22 protein-coding genes and 2 other annotated features are annotated in these 19,313 nt (G+C 45.1%); all 22 genes read left to right on the top strand.

Annotated elements, in window-relative coordinates; all coding sequences use genetic code 11:
• The first annotated feature begins 194 nt into the window (after nucleotides 1-194).
• The 22 genes from BTA31_RS21865 (at nucleotide 195) to rplJ (ending at nucleotide 19,311) form a co-directional block, all read left to right on the top strand.
• Entirely contained in the window at nucleotides 195-659 is a 465-nt protein-coding gene (locus BTA31_RS21865; RefSeq protein ID WP_003178269.1) for a CtsR family transcriptional regulator, read from the top strand.
• A 14-nt stretch (nucleotides 660-673) separates the two neighbouring features.
• Nucleotides 674-1,228: a protein-arginine kinase activator protein McsA gene (locus BTA31_RS21860; RefSeq protein ID WP_043925483.1), complete on the top strand. Its 555-nt coding sequence runs from the start codon at nucleotides 674-676 to the stop codon at nucleotides 1,226-1,228.
• Entirely contained in the window at nucleotides 1,228-2,319 is a 1,092-nt protein-coding gene (locus BTA31_RS21855) for a protein-arginine kinase McsB (protein ID WP_003178273.1), read from the top strand. The genes BTA31_RS21860 and BTA31_RS21855 overlap by 1 nt, the downstream gene beginning before the upstream one ends.
• Nucleotides 2,316-4,748, top strand: a complete 2,433-nt coding sequence (clpC, locus tag BTA31_RS21850) for an ATP-dependent protease ATP-binding subunit ClpC (protein WP_076794202.1) — start codon at nucleotides 2,316-2,318, stop codon at nucleotides 4,746-4,748. Before BTA31_RS21855 ends, clpC begins: the two co-directional genes overlap by 4 nt.
• A 79-nt stretch (nucleotides 4,749-4,827) precedes the next feature.
• Nucleotides 4,828-6,207 carry a DNA repair protein RadA gene (gene radA, locus BTA31_RS21845; protein WP_076794200.1) on the top strand — a complete coding sequence of 460 codons (1,380 nt, stop codon included), beginning with the start codon at nucleotides 4,828-4,830 and terminating at the stop codon, nucleotides 6,205-6,207.
• Between the two features lie 3 nt (nucleotides 6,208-6,210).
• Nucleotides 6,211-7,287, top strand: a complete 1,077-nt coding sequence (gene disA / locus BTA31_RS21840) for a DNA integrity scanning diadenylate cyclase DisA (protein WP_043925487.1) — start codon at nucleotides 6,211-6,213, stop codon at nucleotides 7,285-7,287.
• 131 nt (nucleotides 7,288-7,418) lie between these two features.
• Nucleotides 7,419-8,507 (top strand): PIN/TRAM domain-containing protein, encoded by a 1,089-nt coding sequence (locus BTA31_RS21835; protein ID WP_009330350.1) that lies wholly within the window; start codon nucleotides 7,419-7,421, stop codon nucleotides 8,505-8,507.
• Between the two features lie 16 nt (nucleotides 8,508-8,523).
• On the top strand, nucleotides 8,524-9,219 hold the full coding sequence (gene ispD / locus BTA31_RS21830) for a 2-C-methyl-D-erythritol 4-phosphate cytidylyltransferase (RefSeq protein WP_076794198.1): 696 nt from the start codon (nucleotides 8,524-8,526) through the stop codon (nucleotides 9,217-9,219).
• Nucleotides 9,212-9,688, top strand: coding sequence for a 2-C-methyl-D-erythritol 2,4-cyclodiphosphate synthase (ispF, locus tag BTA31_RS21825; RefSeq protein WP_076794195.1), 477 nt, complete (start codon nucleotides 9,212-9,214; stop codon nucleotides 9,686-9,688). The genes ispD and ispF overlap by 8 nt, the downstream gene beginning before the upstream one ends.
• An 81-nt stretch (nucleotides 9,689-9,769) precedes the next feature.
• Nucleotides 9,770-11,227 (top strand): glutamate--tRNA ligase, encoded by a 1,458-nt coding sequence (gltX, locus tag BTA31_RS21820; protein WP_076794193.1) that lies wholly within the window; start codon nucleotides 9,770-9,772, stop codon nucleotides 11,225-11,227.
• Nucleotides 11,228-11,459 (top strand) — a binding site (T-box leader).
• Nucleotides 11,460-11,528: 69 nt separating this feature from the next.
• The gene (gene cysE, locus BTA31_RS21815; protein ID WP_043925491.1) at nucleotides 11,529-12,179 is read left to right on the top strand and encodes a serine O-acetyltransferase; all 651 of its coding nucleotides are present in this window, start codon (nucleotides 11,529-11,531) and stop codon (nucleotides 12,177-12,179) included.
• The gene (gene cysS / locus BTA31_RS21810) at nucleotides 12,176-13,579 is read left to right on the top strand and encodes a cysteine--tRNA ligase (RefSeq protein WP_076794190.1); all 1,404 of its coding nucleotides are present in this window, start codon (nucleotides 12,176-12,178) and stop codon (nucleotides 13,577-13,579) included. Before cysE ends, cysS begins: the two co-directional genes overlap by 4 nt.
• A 2-nt stretch (nucleotides 13,580-13,581) precedes the next feature.
• Nucleotides 13,582-13,998, top strand: a complete 417-nt coding sequence (locus tag BTA31_RS21805) for a Mini-ribonuclease 3 (protein WP_003178284.1) — start codon at nucleotides 13,582-13,584, stop codon at nucleotides 13,996-13,998.
• Nucleotides 13,995-14,744 (top strand): 23S rRNA (guanosine(2251)-2'-O)-methyltransferase RlmB, encoded by a 750-nt coding sequence (gene rlmB / locus BTA31_RS21800; protein ID WP_043925493.1) that lies wholly within the window; start codon nucleotides 13,995-13,997, stop codon nucleotides 14,742-14,744. The genes BTA31_RS21805 and rlmB overlap by 4 nt, the downstream gene beginning before the upstream one ends.
• A gap of 5 nt (nucleotides 14,745-14,749) precedes the next feature.
• Nucleotides 14,750-15,262 (top strand): ribosome-dependent mRNA decay endonuclease Rae1/YacP, encoded by a 513-nt coding sequence (rae1, locus tag BTA31_RS21795; protein ID WP_020449848.1) that lies wholly within the window; start codon nucleotides 14,750-14,752, stop codon nucleotides 15,260-15,262.
• 63 nt (nucleotides 15,263-15,325) lie between these two features.
• Nucleotides 15,326-15,997, top strand: coding sequence for an RNA polymerase sporulation sigma factor SigH (gene sigH, locus BTA31_RS21790; protein WP_003178288.1), 672 nt, complete (start codon nucleotides 15,326-15,328; stop codon nucleotides 15,995-15,997).
• 82 nt (nucleotides 15,998-16,079) lie between these two features.
• Nucleotides 16,080-16,229: a 50S ribosomal protein L33 gene (gene rpmG / locus BTA31_RS21785; RefSeq protein WP_076794187.1), complete on the top strand. Its 150-nt coding sequence runs from the start codon at nucleotides 16,080-16,082 to the stop codon at nucleotides 16,227-16,229.
• Between the two features lie 35 nt (nucleotides 16,230-16,264).
• Nucleotides 16,265-16,444 carry a preprotein translocase subunit SecE gene (gene secE / locus BTA31_RS21780; protein WP_043925495.1) on the top strand — a complete coding sequence of 60 codons (180 nt, stop codon included), beginning with the start codon at nucleotides 16,265-16,267 and terminating at the stop codon, nucleotides 16,442-16,444.
• 177 nt (nucleotides 16,445-16,621) lie between these two features.
• Entirely contained in the window at nucleotides 16,622-17,155 is a 534-nt protein-coding gene (gene nusG / locus BTA31_RS21775; RefSeq protein ID WP_003178298.1) for a transcription termination/antitermination protein NusG, read from the top strand.
• 169 nt (nucleotides 17,156-17,324) lie between these two features.
• On the top strand, nucleotides 17,325-17,750 hold the full coding sequence (rplK, locus tag BTA31_RS21770) for a 50S ribosomal protein L11 (RefSeq protein ID WP_003178300.1): 426 nt from the start codon (nucleotides 17,325-17,327) through the stop codon (nucleotides 17,748-17,750).
• A gap of 100 nt (nucleotides 17,751-17,850) precedes the next feature.
• Nucleotides 17,851-18,549: a 50S ribosomal protein L1 gene (gene rplA / locus BTA31_RS21765; RefSeq protein WP_043925496.1), complete on the top strand. Its 699-nt coding sequence runs from the start codon at nucleotides 17,851-17,853 to the stop codon at nucleotides 18,547-18,549.
• 50 nt (nucleotides 18,550-18,599) lie between these two features.
• Nucleotides 18,600-18,741: a sequence feature (ribosomal protein L10 leader region), on the top strand.
• Between the two features lie 69 nt (nucleotides 18,742-18,810).
• Entirely contained in the window at nucleotides 18,811-19,311 is a 501-nt protein-coding gene (gene rplJ, locus BTA31_RS21760) for a 50S ribosomal protein L10 (protein WP_003178304.1), read from the top strand.
• The last annotated feature ends 2 nt before the right edge of the window (nucleotides 19,312-19,313 follow it).

Genomic DNA, 19,313 nt, shown 5'->3' with positions numbered 1-19,313 from the left:
GAGTAGGACGCCGCCAAGCGCTTAGAAAGACCAGCTGATATCAGCTGGTCTTTTTTCTTGTTGCATAAGGTTTTATGACAGCCAAAAGTGGAAATAATAAAGGAAGAAGCGCAATTAGTTGAAAAAAAAACGAAAACCACTTATAGTAAAGTTAAAGTCAAATATAGTCAAAGTCAAGTGAAGGAGGGGGCTGAGTGGGGAAAAATATTTCTGACATAATCGAACAGTATTTGAAACAAATATTAGAACAGAACGGGAAAGAAATATTAGAGATTAAACGAAGCGAAATAGCCGATAAATTTCAGTGTGTTCCTTCTCAGATCAATTACGTGATCAATACGCGTTTTACGAGCGAGCGCGGATACATCGTCGAAAGCAAAAGAGGCGGCGGCGGTTATATTCGAATTATTAAAATTAAAATGAACGATAAAATTGATTTGATTAACAACATTATGAATCAAATCTATACAAGGCTCTCTCAAGCTGCTTCGGACGATATCATTTTAAGGCTGTTAGAAAATGGTGTCATTACAGAAAGCGAAGCAAAATTGATGGTGAGTGTTATGGATCGTTCTGTTTTATATATTGATTTGCCTGAACGAGACGAATTAAGAGCAAGAATGATGAAAGCCATGCTTACGTCACTTAAATTTAAGTAAAGCGGGTGAGAAGCGTGATATGTCAAGAGTGTAAAGAAAGACCGGCAACTTTTCACTTTACGAAAGTCATTAATGGTGAAAAAAAAGAAATGCACATCTGTGAACAATGTGCGAAAGAGAACAGCGAGTCATATTCTATGAATGAAAGTGGCGGATTTTCCATCCATAATTTATTATCCGGACTGCTGAATTTTGACTCGTCCTTTACAAACAGCAGCGAGGCTCAGCTTTTTCAACAGCCAGACCAGGTTCTGCGATGCAAAAAATGCAACATGACGTTCCCGGAATTTCGAAAAACAGGCCGGTTTGGATGTTCGGAATGTTATAAAACCTTCCATTCTTATATCACTCCGGTTTTAAGAAAAGTTCACAGCGGGAACACGGTTCACGCCGGTAAAATACCAAAGCGGATCGGCGGTAACCTGCATGTAAGAAGACAAGTTGAAGCATTGAAAAAAGAGCTGAAAGAATTAATTCAGCAGGAGGAATTTGAAAAAGCAGCCAACATCAGAGACCAGATCAGATCGCTTGAACAAAACCTGAATGCAAACAAGGAGGAGGAGGACTGATGTCACTGCAGCATTTTATTCAGAATGCTTTAAGCAATTGGATGCGGCAGGAAGGCCCTGAAAGTGACATCGTGCTGAGCAGCCGGATCCGTCTTGCGCGCAATTTGGATAAAGTTCGTTTTCCAACGCTTTTTTCAAACGAAGAGGCTTCAGCGATTATCGCATTGTTTGAAGAACAATTCACAGGCTATGAAGTGCCCGGTATCGGGAAATTTGAGCTTGTGAAAATGGATCAGGTGCAGCCTTTGGAAAAAAGGGTTCTTGTAGAAAAACATCTGATCAGTCCGCATTTGACGGAAGCTTCCTTTGGCGCGTGCCTTCTTTCTGAAAATGAAGAAGTGAGTATTATGCTGAATGAGGAAGATCATATTCGCATTCAATGTCTGTTCCCGGGATTTCAGCTGTCAGAAGCATTGAAAGCAGCAAATCAAGTGGACGATTGGATTGAAGACCGGATCGATTATGCTTTTTCGGAACAAAGAGGCTATTTGACCAGCTGCCCTACAAATGTCGGAACCGGGCTTAGAGCTTCTGTCATGATGCACCTTCCTGCTTTAGTGTTAACTAGGCAAATAAACAGAATTATTCCGGCAATTAACCAATTGGGGCTTGTTGTTAGAGGAATTTACGGTGAAGGCAGCGAAGCATTAGGGAATATCTTTCAAATTTCCAACCAAATTACCCTTGGTAAATCGGAACACGACATTGTCGAAGATCTGAACAGCGTCGTTGCTCAGCTGATTGAACAAGAGCGTTCAGCAAGAAAGGCGCTTTATCAGACTTCGCAAATCGAGCTTGAAGACCGCGTCTACAGATCTTACGGCGTACTGTCTAATTGCCGGATGATCGAGTCGAAAGAAACAGCAAGATGTCTTTCAGACGTTCGTCTTGGAATTGACCTGGGGATAATAAAAGGTCTTTCCAGCAATATACTTAATGAACTGATGATTCTGACACAGCCTGGATTTCTCCAGCAATATTCAGGCGGAGCCCTAAGGCCAAACGAGAGGGACATCAGGCGGGCTGCTCTTATCAGGGAGCGCCTGAAATTAGAAAACAACGGCAATAGACAGGAGGATGAAACAATATGATGTTTGGAAGATTCACAGAAAGAGCACAAAAAGTATTGGCGCTTGCTCAAGAAGAAGCTCTGCGTCTGGGCCATAATAACATTGGAACAGAACATATTCTCCTCGGCCTTGTCCGCGAGGGAGAAGGAATTGCTGCAAAAGCGCTGCAGGCGTTAGGACTCAGCCCTGACAAGATTCAAAAAGAAGTTGAAAGCCTCATCGGCCGCGGGCAAGAGATGTCACAATCGATCCATTACACACCGAGAGCCAAAAAAGTGACCGAACTGGCGATGGATGAAGCAAGAAAGCTTGGCCACTCCTACGTTGGAACAGAACACATCCTCCTTGGCTTAATCCGCGAAGGGGAAGGTGTTGCGGCAAGGGTGCTGAATAATTTAGGCGTCAGCTTAAACAAAGCGAGACAGCAAGTATTGCAGCTGTTGGGGAGCAATGAGAGCGGTGGCGCTGCTTCAGGCGCCAACAGCAATGCCAACACACCAACCTTAGACAGTCTTGCCCGGGATCTCACGGCGATTGCAAAAGAAGACAGTCTTGATCCCGTGATCGGCAGAAGCAAAGAAATTCAGCGCGTGATTGAAGTGCTGAGCCGCAGAACGAAAAACAACCCTGTGTTAATCGGGGAGCCCGGTGTCGGTAAGACGGCGATTGCCGAAGGTCTGGCCCAGCAGATCATCAACAATGAAGTACCGGAGATTTTACGCGACAAGCGCGTCATGACGCTTGATATGGGAACGGTTGTCGCCGGTACAAAATACCGCGGTGAATTTGAAGACCGCCTGAAAAAAGTGATGGACGAAATTCGTCAAGCGGGAAATATCATCCTCTTCATCGATGAGCTACATACTCTCATCGGAGCCGGAGGAGCGGAAGGGGCCATTGATGCCTCAAATATCCTTAAACCGTCGCTGGCGCGCGGAGAGCTGCAATGCATCGGAGCGACAACCCTTGATGAATACCGCAAATACATTGAAAAAGATGCTGCACTCGAACGGCGTTTTCAGCCAATTCAGGTTGACCAGCCGTCTCCTGAAGAAAGCATTCAAATATTGAGAGGGCTCAGAGACCGCTATGAAGCCCACCACCGCGTATCGATTACAGATGAAGCGATCGAAGCGGCAGTGAAGCTGTCAGACCGCTACATTTCGGACCGTTTTCTGCCTGACAAGGCGATCGACTTAATCGATGAAGCCGGTTCAAAGGTTCGCCTGCGTTCATTCACAACGCCTCCTAACTTAAAAGAGCTTGAACAAAAGCTTGATGAAGTAAGGAAAGAAAAAGATGCCGCTGTCCAAAGCCAGGAATTCGAAAAAGCAGCGTCTTTACGGGATACGGAGCAGCGCCTGCGTGAACAGGTCGAAGAAACCAAGAAAACATGGAAAGAAAAGCAGGGGCAAGAAAATTCCGAAGTGACCGTCGACGATATTGCAATGGTTGTATCAAGCTGGACTGGAGTGCCGGTTTCCAAAATTGCGCAGACTGAAACAGACAAATTGCTGAACATGGAGAGCATTCTTCATTCCCGCGTTATCGGCCAGGATGAAGCCGTCGTTGCGGTGGCAAAAGCAGTCAGACGCGCACGTGCCGGCTTAAAAGATCCAAAACGTCCTATCGGTTCGTTTATTTTCCTCGGTCCTACAGGCGTAGGGAAAACAGAGCTTGCCCGTGCACTTGCCGAGTCCATTTTCGGCGATGAAGAAGCAATGATTCGCATCGATATGTCCGAGTACATGGAAAAACATTCAACATCAAGACTCGTCGGTTCCCCTCCGGGATATGTCGGCTATGATGAAGGCGGACAGCTCACTGAAAAAGTGAGAAGAAAACCGTATTCCGTCGTCTTGCTTGACGAAATCGAGAAAGCTCACCCTGATGTCTTCAATATTTTGCTGCAAGTGCTTGAAGACGGCCGCCTGACTGATTCAAAAGGGCGCACGGTCGACTTTAGAAATACGATTTTGATCATGACATCAAATGTCGGTGCGAGCGAACTCAGAAGAAATAAATACGTCGGGTTTAATGTGCAGGATGAAACCCAGAATTATAAAGATATGAAAGACAAAGTCATGGGTGAATTAAAACGCGCCTTCAGACCTGAATTTATCAACCGGATTGATGAAATTATCGTCTTCCACTCTTTGGAGAAAAAACATTTGAAAGATATTGTATCCCTCATGTCAGAACAATTGACCAAGCGTCTGAAAGAACAGGATCTTTCAATTGAGCTGACTGAATCGGCTAAAGAAAAAATTGCCGATGAAGGCGTGGATCTCGAATACGGGGCGCGCCCTCTCAGAAGAGCAATCCAAAAACACGTGGAAGACCGGCTTTCTGAAGAGCTCCTGAAAGGCCATATTGAAAAAGGCCAGCATATTGTTTTGGATGTAGAAGACGGAGAATTTGTCGTAAAAACCGAAGCTAAAACGAACTAATATAGAGACAAAAGAAAGAGGCATACGATGTTCATCAGTATGCCTCACTTTCTTATAAAGGGAGCGTTTTGAAAAATCAATGGCTAAAACAAAGACTAAATTCATTTGTCACTCATGCGGCTACGAATCCGCCAAGTGGATGGGGAAGTGCCCCGGATGCGGCACATGGAATACCATGGTGGAAGAAACGGTAAAAAAACCCGCCGCCAACAGAAGAACTGCTTTTTCGCATTCCGTTCAAACCGTGCAAAAGCCTTCACCTCTTACTTCAATCGAAACAACAGAAGAGCCGCGAATTAAAACGAAACTGGGCGAATTCAACCGCGTCTTGGGAAACGGTATCGTCAAAGGTTCGCTCGTTTTAATCGGAGGCGATCCCGGCATCGGAAAATCAACTTTGCTGCTTCAAGTATCTGCCCAGCTTGCTGATTCAAAAGAAAATGTCCTGTACATCTCAGGTGAAGAATCGGTCAAGCAGACAAAGCTGAGAGCAGATCGTCTAGGCATCAACAGCCCCACTCTCCACGTTTTATCTGAAACCGATATGGAGTATATTACGTCTTCTATAGAAGAGATGAATCCATCATTCGTGGTGGTTGATTCGATTCAAACCGTTTACCAAAGTGATATCACATCCGCTCCGGGCAGCGTGTCCCAGGTCAGGGAATGCACCGCTGAGCTGATGAGAATTGCAAAAACGAAAGGGATTCCGATATTTATCGTCGGGCATGTCACAAAAGAAGGTTCGATTGCCGGACCGAGACTTCTGGAACATATGGTCGACACCGTTCTTTACTTTGAAGGTGAGCGGCATCATACATTTCGGATTTTAAGAGCCGTTAAAAACAGGTTTGGATCAACGAATGAAATGGGAATCTTTGAAATGAGGGAAGAGGGCCTGACAGAGGTGTTGAATCCGTCGGAAATCTTTCTCGAAGAGCGCTCGGCGGGAGCAGCCGGATCGAGTGTCGTGGCCTCAATGGAAGGCACGAGGCCGGTCTTAGTAGAGATTCAGGCGCTGATTTCCCCGACGAGTTTTGGAAATCCGCGCAGGATGGCAACCGGAATTGACCATAACCGCGTCTCATTGCTGATGGCGGTTTTAGAAAAAAGGGTTGGCCTGCTCCTGCAAAATCAAGACGCCTATTTGAAAGTCGCCGGCGGCGTCAAGCTGGACGAGCCGGCGATTGATCTAGCCGTTGCGGTGAGCATCGCCTCAAGCTTCAGAGACACCCCGCCTCAACCGACGGATTGTTTTATCGGAGAAGTCGGATTGACAGGGGAGGTCCGCAGAGTATCAAGGATAGAACAGAGAGTGCAGGAAGCGGCGAAGCTTGGTTTTAAAAGAATGGTTATTCCTTCTGCAAATGTGGAAGGATGGACAAAGCCGAAAGGAATTGAAGTCGTCGGCGTTGAAAATGTAGCTGAGGCCCTTCGCGCTTCATTAGGAGGATCATAATATATGGAAAAAGACAAAAAAGGAGCGAAACAGGATCTTTCAGAAATATTGCAGTTTGTCGCCCCCGGCACGCCTCTTCGCGAAGGAATTGAAAACGTCCTCCGGGCCAAAACAGGCGGATTAATCGTGGTCGGCTTCAACGATAAAGTGAAAGAAGTGGTTGACGGAGGATTCCACATTAATTCTTCTTTCTCTCCGGCTCACCTGTACGAGCTGGCTAAAATGGACGGGGCGATTATTCTCAGCGATTCAGGGCAAAAAATTCTATATGCCAATACACAGCTCATGCCTGAGGCGACGATCCCCTCCTCTGAGACGGGTATGAGGCACAGAACAGCCGAGCGTGTGGCCAAGCAGACCGGCTGTCTAATCATTGCGATTTCTGAAAGGCGGAATGTGATTACGCTCTATCAGGAAAATATGAAATATATACTCAAAGATATCGGCTTTATCTTAACAAAAGCCAATCAGGCGATTCAGACGCTCGAAAAATACAAACTTATTTTGGACCATGCGATTTCCAATTTGAATGCGCTGGAGTTTGAAGAGCTTGTTACATTTGGGGATGTCATCTCCGTTCTGCATCGGTATGAAATGGTGCTCAGAATCAAAAATGAAATTAATATGTATATAAAAGAGCTTGGAACAGAAGGCCATCTCATCAGGCTCCAGGTTAGCGAACTGATCACCGATATGGAGCAGGAAGCGGCGCTGTTCGTTAAAGATTATGTGAAAGAAAAGATCAAAGATCCGTTTGTTCTGCTGAAACAGCTTCAGGATATGTCGAGTTTCGAATTGCTGGATGACGCGATTCTTCTTAAGCTTTTAGGTTATTCAGCCACTACGAACATGGAAGAATACGTTTTTCCGAGAGGTTACAGACTTCTTCACAAAATCCCCCGCCTCCCGATGCCGATCGTCGAGAATGTTGTCGAAGCATTCGGCCATTTAAAGCTCATTATCGAAGCGGATGTAAAAGATTTGGACGAAGTGGAAGGAATTGGAGCTGTTCGTGCCCAAAAGATAAAGAAAGGGTTAAAGAGGCTTCAGGAGAAACATTATACTGACAGGCAGCTGTGAGAAAATTTTCTAGAAGTGATTAAAATTTGCAATTTATGGGTATATTATTCTTACTTTTTGTTTTCCCTTTTTCAGGTTGAAACAGCTGCATTCATAAAAATTAAAACGATTATTTTAAAGGAGGTGAAGGTATGTTAAAACGAATAGTTCAAGCGTTCTTTGCGATTTTGGGAGGCGTTATCGGTATATTTCTCATACCGGAATTGTTTGTACTGTTAAATGTACAGGACATACCTTTAGTAACAAACCCGTATGCGTCCGCTTGTTTAGGAGCTATCATCTTTTTTCTTCTGGGCATCTGGTGTGCGGATCATGTCATCAACTGGGTGAAGCAGATTGAGGATTCTTTGATCAAAGCACCTGTCTCAGATTTATTGTTCGGCTCTTTGGGATTAATCTTCGGACTTATGCTCGCTTATCTTATCGTCAACGTCATTCCGTTAAAAGACATCCCTTATCAGTTGATCAGCACGGTCATTCCGATTGTGTTGGCCGCATTTCTCGGCTATCTCGGATTCCGTGTAGGTTTTAAGAAAAAGGATGAAATGCTGACACTTTTTACATCAAGAAAGAAAAAAGGTTCTGCTGAGGAAGAGCGTCCGGAAGAAGACAAAAAGCTGAAAATTTTAGACACAAGTGTTATTATAGACGGGAGAATTGCTGATATTTGTCAGACCGGATTTCTTGAAGGCGTCATTGTGATTCCTCAGTTTGTACTTGAGGAGCTGCAGCATATCGCCGACTCTTCAGACGTCCTCAAACGAAACAGAGGGCGGAGAGGACTGGATATATTAAACCGGATCCAGAAAGAGCTCGATATCAAAGTTGAAATTTATGAAGGCGATTTTGAAGATATTCAAGAGGTCGACAGCAAGCTTGTCAAACTGGCGAAATTGACCTCAGGCGTTGTCGTCACAAACGATTTCAATTTGAACAAAGTATGCGAGCTCCAAAAGGTTGCCGTATTGAATATCAACGACCTTGCCAACGCCGTCAAACCTGTCGTGCTTCCGGGAGAAGAAATGAAGGTGCAGGTCATCAAAGACGGAAAAGAACATAATCAGGGCGTGGCTTATCTGGACGACGGCACGATGATTGTCGTGGAAGAAGGGCGAAATTATATCGGCAAACATATCGACGTGCTCGTGACCAGCGTGCTGCAGACAGCGGCAGGCAGAATGATATTCGCCAAGCCGAAACTGCTGGAAAAGGCGCTTTGAAAAAGGGAGAAATAAAATGAATTATGAAGTCGTCATTCCTGCCGCCGGCCAAGGTAAACGAATGAATGCTGGGAAAAACAAACTGTTTATCGAGGCGAAAGGAATACCTGTGATTATTCATACATTAAAGGTGTTTGAAAACCATGATGCCTGCAAAAGGATCATTCTTGTCATCAATGAACAGGAATTCGGTGATTTCAGTACCCTTTTAAAAACCTATCATTTTACAACTCCGATCGAGATGGTGCCGGGCGGAAGAGAACGCCAGCAAAGCGTATTTGCGGGCATTAAAGCGGCCGGCAAAGAGGAAACGATCCTCGTCCACGACGGAGCAAGACCCTTTATTAAACGGGAATATATCGAACAGCTTGTCGAGAAAGCGAAGGAAACAGGGGCAGCCATCGTTGCCGTTCCTGTTAAAGATACGATCAAACGCGTTCAAGACGGTGAGGTAGCCGGAACGATTGAACGTTCAAGCTTGTGGGCCGCTCAAACCCCACAAGCTTTTCGTCTTTCTATTCTGATGAATGCTCACCTTGAGGCTGAAGCAAAAGGTTTCCTCGGTACGGACGACGCCAGTCTGGTCGAGGAAGCCGGGGGTACGGTTGCAATCATTCAAGGGGATTATCAAAACATCAAACTGACGACCCCGGATGACTTGCTTGTCGCAGAAGCGATATTAGAAGCGGAAAAGAGGAATGAACATGTTTAGAATAGGCCAAGGATTTGACGTCCATCAACTAGTGGAGGGCAGGCCGCTTATTATCGGGGGAATTACGATTCCTTACGAGAAAGGCCTTCTCGGACATTCGGATGCCGATGTGCTTTTGCACACGATTGCGGATGCATGTCTCGGTGCCGTCGGCGAGGGCGATATCGGAAAACACTTTCCGGATACCGACCCTGAATTCAAAGATGCCGACTCCTTCAAACTCCTTCGTCACGTCTGGATGATTGTGAAGGAAAAAGGTTACACGCTCGGGAACCTGGATTGTACAATCATCGCCCAAAAGCCTAAAATGGCGCCGTATATCGAAGACATGAGAGCCAGAATTGCCGAAGGGCTTGAGGTGGAAATTTCCCAAATTAACGTAAAAGCGACCACAACCGAAAAGCTCGGATTTACGGGAAGAGCCGAAGGAATCGCCGCCCAGGCTTCCGTTCTGCTCCAAAAGGCATAATTCATTTTGAAGACAGGTTCATTTGATGATAGAATAGGAAATAAATTTGAACTCTGCTAGAGACGAAAGGAAGTTAGACAGATGGGAAACGAAGTTCGGGTTCGTTATGCGCCGAGCCCAACAGGCCATTTACATATTGGAAATGCCAGAACCGCTCTCTTTAATTATTTGTTTGCCCGGAGCCAAGGCGGAAAATTCATCATCCGCATTGAAGATACGGACCGAAAGCGCAACATTGAAGGTGGAGAGCAAAGCCAGCTTAACTATTTAAAATGGCTGGGCATCGACTGGGACGAAAGCGTGGATGTCGGCGGGGAATACGGACCATACCGCCAATCCGAAAGAAACGACATTTACAAAACATATTACGAGGAGCTTCTTGAAAAAGGGCTTGCCTACAAATGTTACTGCACGGAAGAAGAGCTTGAGAAAGAGCGTGAGGAACAGGCTGCCCGCGGAGAAATGCCGCGCTACTCCGGCAAGTGCCGCAATTTAACAAAAGAAGAGCAGGAAAAGCTCGAAGCTGAAGGAAGACAGCCGAGCATCCGCTTTAAGGTGCCTCAAGGAGAAGTCATCAACTTCAATGACATCGTCAAAGGAGAAATTTCTTTTGAAACAGACGGCATCGGCGACTTCGTTATCGTGAAGAAAGACGGAACGCCTACTTACAACTTTGCGGTAGCGGTCGATGACTATTTAATGAAAATGACGCATATCCTGCGCGGCGAAGACCACATTTCCAATACGCCAAAGCAGATCATGATTTACAACGCCCTTGGCTGGGATATCCCGGCATTTGGACATATGACATTAATCGTCAATGAAAACCGCAAAAAACTGAGCAAACGTGATGAGTCCATCATTCAGTTTATCGAACAGTACGAAGAGCTCGGCTATTTGCCGGAAGCATTGTTTAACTTCATCACTCTTCTCGGCTGGTCGCCGGTCGGAGAAGAAGAACTGTTTACAAAAGAACAGTTTATTGAGATATTTGATGTAAACCGTTTGTCAAAATCACCAGCGGTGTTTGATACGCATAAACTGAAATGGGTCAACAACCAGTATGTGAAAAAACTTGATCTTGATCAGGTGATCGAATTGACCGTTCCGCATTTGCAAAAAGCGGGCAGGGTTTCAGAAGAGCTTTCAGGCAGCGAACAGGAATGGGTTCGCAAGCTGATTTCCCTATACCAGGAACAGTTGAGCTACGGTGCTGAAATCGTCGAGTTAACAGAGTTGTTCTTTAAAGACGATATCCAGTATAATCGTGAAGCAAGAGCAGTTTTAGAAGAAGAGCAGGTTCCGGAAGTGCTTCGCGTATTTGCTGAAAAGCTTGAGCAGCTTGACTCGTTTACGGCAGATGAGATCAAGGCATCCATCAAAGCCGTTCAAAAAGAAACAGGACATAAAGGGAAAAAGCTGTTTATGCCGATCCGCGTAGCGACGACAGGCCAGACCCACGGTCCTGAACTGCCTCAGTCCATTGAATTATTGGGGAAAGACACCGTTTTAAAACGGCTGAATAACATTATTCAATAAGATAAATCGTTGACAGGGATAAGTATAAAGCCAGGGCCTTTAAAGAGAGAGTCTTCATCGGCTGGAAAAGACTTAAGCGCCGGGCTTTAGAAATGCACCTCTTGAGACCTTTGAAGAACGTTTTTATGACTAGTATTCAAAGGCGGTATCCGCCGTTATGGAAGAGAGTTGAGAAAACAGCTATGCTGTTTTCTAAACAGAGTGGAACCGCGCGTCAAAAAGCGTCTCTGTCATTAGACAGAGGCGTTTTTTATATGGTTTGATAATAGAGACAAAGGAAGCGGGGAACGGGGGGAATCATGTGTTCTTTAAAATGCTGAAAGAAGATGTAGACGTCGTATTTGACCAAGATCCAGCTGCGAGAAGCTACATTGAAGTCATCTTAACTTATTCAGGTTTACATGCTATATGGGCACATCGAATTGCACATGCTTTATATAAAAGAAAAAGGTTTTTCATCGCCAGAACGATCTCTCAAATCGCCCGCTTCTTTACGGGAATCGAAATTCACCCAGGTGCCAAGATCGGCAGGAGATTTTTCATTGATCACGGCATGGGGGTAGTGATCGGCGAAACCTGTGAGATCGGAAACAATGTCACGGTTTTTCAGGGCGTGACGCTTGGGGGAACAGGAAAAGAAAAAGGCAAAAGGCATCCGACAATCGAGGACGATGCCCTGGTCTCAACAGGGGCAAAAGTGCTTGGATCTATTACAGTCGGAAGAGGGGCGAAAATCGGCGCCGGCTCTGTCGTCCTGCACGATGTGCCTGAATGTTCCACCGTTGTCGGCATCCCGGGCCGCGTCGTCGTACAAAACGGAAAGAAAATCAGACGCGACTTGAATCACCAGGATTTGCCGGATCCGGTGGCTGACCGCTTCAGAGAATTAGAAAACGAAATCAGGCAGCTGAAACAAGAGCTCCGGAGAAAAGAAAGGGAAGATGAGCTGTGACACTAACACTGTATAATACTCTCACACGAAAAAAAGAGCCGTTTGTGCCTCTTGAAGAAGGCAAGGTCAAAATGTATGTGTGCGGTCCGACCGTATATAACTACATCCACATCGGAAACGCAAGGCCGGCAATCGTGTTTGACACGGTCAGAAAGTATTTAGAGTATAAAGGCTATGACGTCCAATATGTCTCTAATTTTACCGATGTCGATGATAAATTAATTAAAGCGGCAAATGAGCTTGGCGAGGAAGTGCCGGTCATCGCCGAACGCTTTATTAAGGCATACTTCGAAGATGTCGGTTCACTGGGCTGCACAAAAGCTGACTGCCATCCGCGCGTCACTGAAAACATGGATGAGATCATCGATTTTATTCAGACACTGGTCGATAAGGGCTATGCCTATGAGGCGGACGGAGATGTTTATTATAAAACAAGATCGTTTGAAGGCTATGGAAAGCTGTCGCACCAATCGGTCGATGAACTGAGATCAGGCGCCCGGATTCAAGTGGGCGAAAAGAAAGAAGATGCGCTCGATTTCACATTATGGAAAGCGGCTAAAGATAACGAAATCTCCTGGGATAGCCCTTGGGGAAAAGGCCGTCCCGGCTGGCATATCGAGTGCTCTGCGATGGCGAAAAAATATTTGGGCGATTCGATCGACATTCACGCCGGCGGTCAGGATTTGGCCTTCCCGCATCATGAAAACGAAATTGCCCAATCGGAAGCATTGACAGGGAAGCCTTTCGCAAAATATTGGCTTCATAACGGCTACATTAATATCGATAATGAGAAAATGTCAAAATCGCTCGGCAACTTTGTGCTGGTACATGACATTATTAAAGAGCATGATCCCCAAGTGCTGCGGTTTTTCATGCTGTCTGTTCATTACAGACATCCGATCAACTATTCGGTCGAACTTCTCGAGAACACAAAAAACGCTTTTGGGCGTCTAAAAACAGCTTATAGCAATTTGCAGTATCGCCTGAAAAGCAGTACAAATTTAACAGAGGGCGATTCAGAATGGCTTGAAAAAATTGAAGAGCAGCGAAAAGCCTTCGAAAAGGCAATGGACGATGATTTCAATACAGCGAATGCCATTTCCGTCCTGTTTGATCTGGCCAAACACGCCAACTACTATCTGCAGGAAAAGAATACTGCAGAACATGTCATTCAGGCGTTTCTACAGCTGTTTGACGAAATCTGCTCAGTGCTCGGCTTCTCCCTGAAGGGACAGGAACTTTTGGATAAGGACATCGAAGAACTGATCGAGAAGCGCAATGAAGCCCGCAGAAACCGTGACTTTGCAACATCTGACCAGATTCGCGACCAGCTGAAAAGCATGAACATTATCCTGGAGGACACTCCACAGGGTACGCGCTGGAAAAGAGGAGAATCATAAACATGAATTTGGAAACCATTAAAGACGCCAAACAGCTGAATGGTTTGGCGCTTGCTTACATGGGTGATGCCGTATTAGAGGTATACGTCAGGCATCACCTCTTAAAGCAAGGCATGACAAGGCCCAACGATCTGCACAGACAGTCGAGGCGCTATGTCTCCGCCAAGTCGCAGGCAAGCATGTTGTTTGCGCTGGAGGAGCAGGAATTTTTCACCGAGGAAGAACAGGCTGTGCTGAGAAGAGGACGGAATGCCAAATCCGGAACGGTACCGAAAAACACGGATGTCCAAACATATCGTTACAGTACGGCTTTTGAGGCGGTCATCGGGTATCTTTTTCTTGAGAACAGGGAAGATAGGCTTAATGAACTCATCAAAGCAGCGCTGGAAAAACGGGATGGCAGGGAGGAAGTCAAATGAGTCAACAGCATGATTACGTCATAGGAAAAAACGCGGTCATCGAAACATTAAAGTCCGGCCGGGAATTGTATAAGCTGTGGATGGCGGAAAACACAGTGAAGGGACAGGCCCAGCAAGTCGTCGAGCTCGCCGCCAAAAAAGGCATCACGATTCATTATGTCCCAAGAAAAAAACTCGATCAAATGGTTTCCGGACAGCATCAAGGCGTCGTCGCCCAGGTCGCGGCTTACGAGTATGCCGAGCTGGATGATCTGTTTCAAAAGGCCGAAGACAGAAATGAACAGCCGTTTATCCTCGTATTAGACGAAATTGAGGATCCGCACAATCTGGGCTCTATTATGCGCACCGCAGACGCGGTCGGGGCGCATGGCATCATCATTCCGAAAAGGCGCGCGGTCGGCCTTACGACGACTGTCGCCAAAGCCTCGACAGGAGCCATCGAACATATTCCGGTCGTCAAAGTGACCAACCTGTCGCGGACCCTGGAAGAAATGAAGGAACGGGGCATTTGGGTCGTCGGTACCGATGCGTCTGGACAACAGGACTACAGGTCACTGGACGGAAATATGCCGCTTGCGCTTGTCATCGGCAGCGAAGGAAAAGGCATGGGAAGGCTAGTTAAAGAGAAATGTGATTTTCTCATTCGCCTGCCGATGGCGGGAAAAGTCACGTCCCTGAACGCCTCAGTTGCAGCCGGCCTGCTGATGTATGAAGTGTACCGGAAACGAAGCCCTCTGGGAGAATAGACGGAATGGACATCCTGTTGGTCGACGGTTATAACATGATTGGGGCATGGCCTCAGCTGAAAGATTTAAAAGAAAACAGTTTTGAAGAAGCAAGGGACCTGTTGATTCAGAAGATGGCGGAATATCAATCGTATACTGGATTTCGGGTAATCGTTGTCTTTGATGCGCATCTCGTTAAAGGAATTGAGAAAAAGAAGGTTAATCATCGCGTAGAAGTGATATTTACAAGGGAAAATGAAACGGCTGATGAACGGATCGAGAAACTGGTGTCAGACTTGAATAATATTCAGACGCAGCTCCATGTTGCCACATCCGATTACACAGAGCAGTGGGCGATTTTTGGCCAGGGGGCCCTGCGCAAATCGGCCAGGGAGCTGCTCAGGGAAGTCGAAGCGATCGAAAGGCAAATCGAAAAAAGGGTGAAACAAATCACCTCAGAACGTCCTGCAGGGAAAATTCCATTGTCAGAAGATGTCTTGAAGATCTTCGAAAAATGGCGGCGTGGCGACTTGGATTAGGTTGACGCTTTTTTGTCCATTACTGTATAATATTTCTATCTACGTGCGGTCGGGGGGATCGGAGTGAACTTACAAAACAACCAGGGAAAATTCAGCAAAGAGCAGTTCAGCAAAGAACGTTTTTGCCAGTTGGAAGACGAGCAGGTCATTGAAATGGTTCATGTCGGAGACAGTGATGCGTTAGATTACTTGATTACAAAGTACCGTAATTTTGTAAGGGCAAAAGCAAGATCCTACTTCTTAATCGGAGCTGATCGGGAAGATATCGTTCAGGAAGGCATGATTGGACTCTACAAATCTATCCGTGATTTTAGAGAGGACAAGCTGACTTCATTCAAAGCTTTTGCAGAATTATGCATTACCCGCCAAATTATTACCGCTATCAAAACAGCTACTCGCCAGAAACATATTCCGCTCAATTCTTATGTGTCGCTGGACAAGCCCATTTATGACGAGGAATCAGACCGGACGCTTCTCGACGTCATTTCAGGAGCCAAGGTTATGAATCCTGAAGAGCTGATCATCAATCAGGAAGAATTCGATGATATCGAGCTGAAAATGGGAGAATTGCTTAGTGATTTAGAAAGAAAAGTTCTTGCGCTCTATCTCGACGGAAGATCCTATCAGGAAATATCCGAAGAACTAAACCGCCATGTGAAATCGATCGATAATGCGCTCCAGCGTGTCAAAAGGAAGCTTGAAAAGTACCTGGAGCTCCGCGAAATCAGCTTGTAGCCGCTGCTTATGGCATATTGACAGTCATTTTATGACTGTGATATGTTACTTAGGAAATGATCGTCCAGAAAAAGGTGTAAACATGAAGAAAAAAGTAACGTTGGCCTGCAAAAAATGCGGAAATCGTAATTATACGACAATGAAAAGCTCCGCAGCTTTGGCTGAACGGCTCGAAGTAAAGAAATACTGCAATAACTGCAATTCACATACAGTACATCTGGAAACAAAATAGGTGTTTTTGTTTTTAGGTTGTGGAGGTTTCTTACCATGGGTATTATCAAATTTTTAAAGAATGTCGGAAAAGAAATGAAAAAGGTCACCTGGCCTAAAGGAAAAGAATTAACGCGCTATACGATCACAGTTATCACCACCGTTGTCTTTTTCGCCATCTTTTTTGCACTCATCGATTCGGGTATTACGCAATTAATTCGTTTAATAGTTGAATAATGATCAGCATAACGTGTTATAATAGATCTAAATATGACTTGCCAAAAAACCCGTTTAACGGGTTTTTTCATTGTTTCAAAATATGAGGCTCGTATAAAAGAAAGTGTCAGTTTCCCGGTACGGCCAATAAACTTTTAAGGTGTGGGGAGGGAAGGACTGAAAGGGTCCTGAATGAGAATGGAAAAGAAATGGTATGTGGTTCATACGTACTCCGGCTATGAAAATAAAGTAAAGGCGAATTTGGAAAAGCGGGTAGAATCGATGGGGATGCAAGATAAGATATTCCGCGTCGTTGTACCTGAAGAGGAAGAAACCGATATTAAAAACGGCAAGAAAAAAGTCGTTAAAAAGAAAGTATTTCCTGGGTATGTACTTGTCGAACTTGTCATGACGGATGATTCCTGGTATGTTGTTCGAAATACGCCTGGCGTGACCGGTTTTGTCGGTTCTGCCGGATCAGGTTCAAAGCCGACTGCGCTGCTTCCGGGCGAAGCGGAAAAAATCCTGAAGCGGATGGGACTTGAAGAAAGAAAAACAGAAATTGACTTTGAATTAAAAGAAACCGTCAAGGTTATCGATGGCCCGTTTGCTGATTTCACAGGGACGATCGAAGAGATCGACCACGACAAAAATAAAGTCAAAGTATTTGTTAATATGTTCGGAAGAGAGACCCCGGTTGAGCTCGAATTTACTCAAGTTGACAAATTGTAATGGAAAAGCGCTTGAAATCACTATATAAAAGTGATAATATACAAAGGTGCGTCTTGGCAAAAAGGTCAAGGCAGCTAGCTTGATATTTTCATCATTCATATAAAGAATGAGACCTTGAGTGGGAGGGTTCACCCTATTACCACATCACGGACTTAAGGAGGTGTGTCTCGTGGCTAAAAAAGTAGTTAAAGTTGTAAAATTGCAAATTCCTGCTGGGAAAGCGAATCCAGCTCCGCCAGTTGGTCCTGCGTTAGGTCAAGCCGGTGTTAACATCATGGGATTCTGTAAGGAGTTTAACGCTCGTACATCTGACCAAGCTGGTCTGATCATTCCTGTAGAAATTTCGGTTTACGAAGACCGTTCATTTACATTTATCACAAAAACTCCGCCTGCTGCTGTATTGCTTAAAAAAGCGGCTGGCATTGAGTCAGGTTCTGGTGAGCCTAACCGTAATAAAGTCGCAACTGTTAAACGCGATAAAGTACGTGAAATCGCCGAAACAAAAATGCCTGACTTAAATGCGGCAGATGTTGAAGCGGCTATGCGTATGGTTGAAGGAACTGCCCGCAGTATGGGTATTGTGATCGAAGACTAATTTTTGTCTCTTTGCTGGGTTGCGAGTTTGGATAGACAAGTTCGCAACCCTTATTCGTGGGAGGTTATTCCGCTAAAACCACTAAGGAGGAAATTTTAAAATGGCTAAAAAAGGTAAAAAATACGTCGAAGCTGCCAAGCTTGTAGAGCGTACAAAAGCTTACGACGTAAACGAAGCGATTGAGCTTGTGAAAAAAACAAACACAGCTAAATTCGATGCTACTGTTGAAGCAGCATTCCGTTTAGGTGTTGACCCTCGTAAAAACGACCAGCAAATCCGCGGTGCAGTTGTACTTCCAAACGGAACAGGCAAAACTCAGCGCGTTCTTGTTTTCGCTAAAGGTGAAAAAGCGAAAGAAGCAGAAGCTGCTGGTGCAGACTACGTAGGCGATGCAGATTACATCAACAAAATTCAGCAAGGCTGGTTTGATTTTGATGTGATCGTTGCGACTCCTGACATGATGGGTGAAGTCGGTAAAATCGGACGCGTGCTTGGACCAAAAGGTCTTATGCCAAACCCTAAAACAGGAACGGTTACATTTGAAGTTGAAAAAGCAGTCAACGAAATCAAAGCGGGTAAAGTTGAATACCGCGTTGATAAAGCAGGAAACATCCACGTTCCAATCGGAAAAGTGTCATTCGAAGAAGGCAAGCTTGTAGAAAACTTCGCGACAATGTACGACACAATTTTGAAAGCGAAACCTGCTGCTGCTAAAGGTGTATACGTGAAAAACGTTTCTGTTACATCTACAATGGGACCTGGAATCAAAGTGGACCCTTCAACTTTCAACGTAAAATAATATTGACTTTTAATAAGACGTTCTGATATAATTCAAAACGTTGTAAAAATAAAATATGTCCATTTATACCGTAGACAGTAGGTGCCGATAAGGCTTAATTTCCTACCGAGGTGTATATATATCACAGCTCTAGCGTTACGTATGCTTGTATATACAGCCTCCATGTCGAATGGAGGCTTTTTATATGGAACATGTCGTTAAAGAACGTGATCACCGAACGGTATAAGTGTTACACAGATGAATCTTACAGGAGGTGTAACCATGAGCAGCGCAATTGAAACAAAAAAAGTTGTTGTTGAAGAAATTACTTCTAAACTGAAAGAAAGTAAATCAACGATCATCGTTGACTATCGCGGCCTTAACGTAGCTGAAGTAACAGAACTTCGTAAACAGCTTCGCGAAGCTAACGTTGAGTTCAAAGTGTACAAAAACACGATGACTCGCCGTGCGGTTGAACAAGCTGAACTTGATGGTTTGAACGATTTCTTAACAGGACCGAATGCGATTGCATTCAGCACTGAAGATGTTGTCGCTCCAGCTAAAGTTCTTAACGAGTTTGCTAAAAAGCACGAAGCTCTTGAAATCAAAGCGGGCGTAATCGAAGGCAAAGTGTCTACAGTTGAAGAAGTGAAAGCTCTTGCTGAACTTCCATCTCGCGAAGGCTTGCTTTCTATGTTGCTTAGCGTACTTCAAGCTCCAGTTCGCAACCTTGCTCTTGCAACTAAAGCTGTTGCAGAACAAAAGGAAGAACAAGGCGCTTAATT

It is taken from the genome of Bacillus haynesii (assembly GCF_001969855.1).
Lineage (GTDB): Bacteria > Bacillota > Bacilli > Bacillales > Bacillaceae > Bacillus > Bacillus haynesii.
This window is presented reverse-complemented; position numbering and strand designations above follow the sequence as displayed.

Bases quoted from the DNA above. Each gene is read 5' to 3' on its own strand.
- BTA31_RS21835 (WP_009330350.1), top strand. From the start codon at position 7,419: ATGTTAAAACGAATAGTTCAAGCGTTCTTTGCGATTTTGGGAGGCGTT.
- rplJ (WP_003178304.1), top strand. From the start codon at position 18,811: ATGAGCAGCGCAATTGAAACAAAAAAAGTTGTTGTTGAAGAAATTACT.
- nusG (WP_003178298.1), top strand. From the start codon at position 16,622: ATGGAAAAGAAATGGTATGTGGTTCATACGTACTCCGGCTATGAAAAT.
- rpmG (WP_076794187.1), top strand. From the start codon at position 16,080: ATGAAGAAAAAAGTAACGTTGGCCTGCAAAAAATGCGGAAATCGTAAT.
- BTA31_RS21855 (WP_003178273.1), top strand. From the start codon at position 1,228: ATGTCACTGCAGCATTTTATTCAGAATGCTTTAAGCAATTGGATGCGG.
- gltX (WP_076794193.1), top strand. From the start codon at position 9,770: ATGGGAAACGAAGTTCGGGTTCGTTATGCGCCGAGCCCAACAGGCCAT.
- rlmB (WP_043925493.1), top strand. From the start codon at position 13,995: ATGAGTCAACAGCATGATTACGTCATAGGAAAAAACGCGGTCATCGAA.
- ispD (WP_076794198.1), top strand. From the start codon at position 8,524: ATGAATTATGAAGTCGTCATTCCTGCCGCCGGCCAAGGTAAACGAATG.
- secE (WP_043925495.1), top strand. From the start codon at position 16,265: ATGGGTATTATCAAATTTTTAAAGAATGTCGGAAAAGAAATGAAAAAG.
- disA (WP_043925487.1), top strand. From the start codon at position 6,211: ATGGAAAAAGACAAAAAAGGAGCGAAACAGGATCTTTCAGAAATATTG.
- radA (WP_076794200.1), top strand. From the start codon at position 4,828: ATGGCTAAAACAAAGACTAAATTCATTTGTCACTCATGCGGCTACGAA.
- rplA (WP_043925496.1), top strand. From the start codon at position 17,851: ATGGCTAAAAAAGGTAAAAAATACGTCGAAGCTGCCAAGCTTGTAGAG.
- ispF (WP_076794195.1), top strand. From the start codon at position 9,212: ATGTTTAGAATAGGCCAAGGATTTGACGTCCATCAACTAGTGGAGGGC.
- rae1 (WP_020449848.1), top strand. From the start codon at position 14,750: ATGGACATCCTGTTGGTCGACGGTTATAACATGATTGGGGCATGGCCT.
- clpC (WP_076794202.1), top strand. From the start codon at position 2,316: ATGATGTTTGGAAGATTCACAGAAAGAGCACAAAAAGTATTGGCGCTT.
- BTA31_RS21805 (WP_003178284.1), top strand. From the start codon at position 13,582: ATGAATTTGGAAACCATTAAAGACGCCAAACAGCTGAATGGTTTGGCG.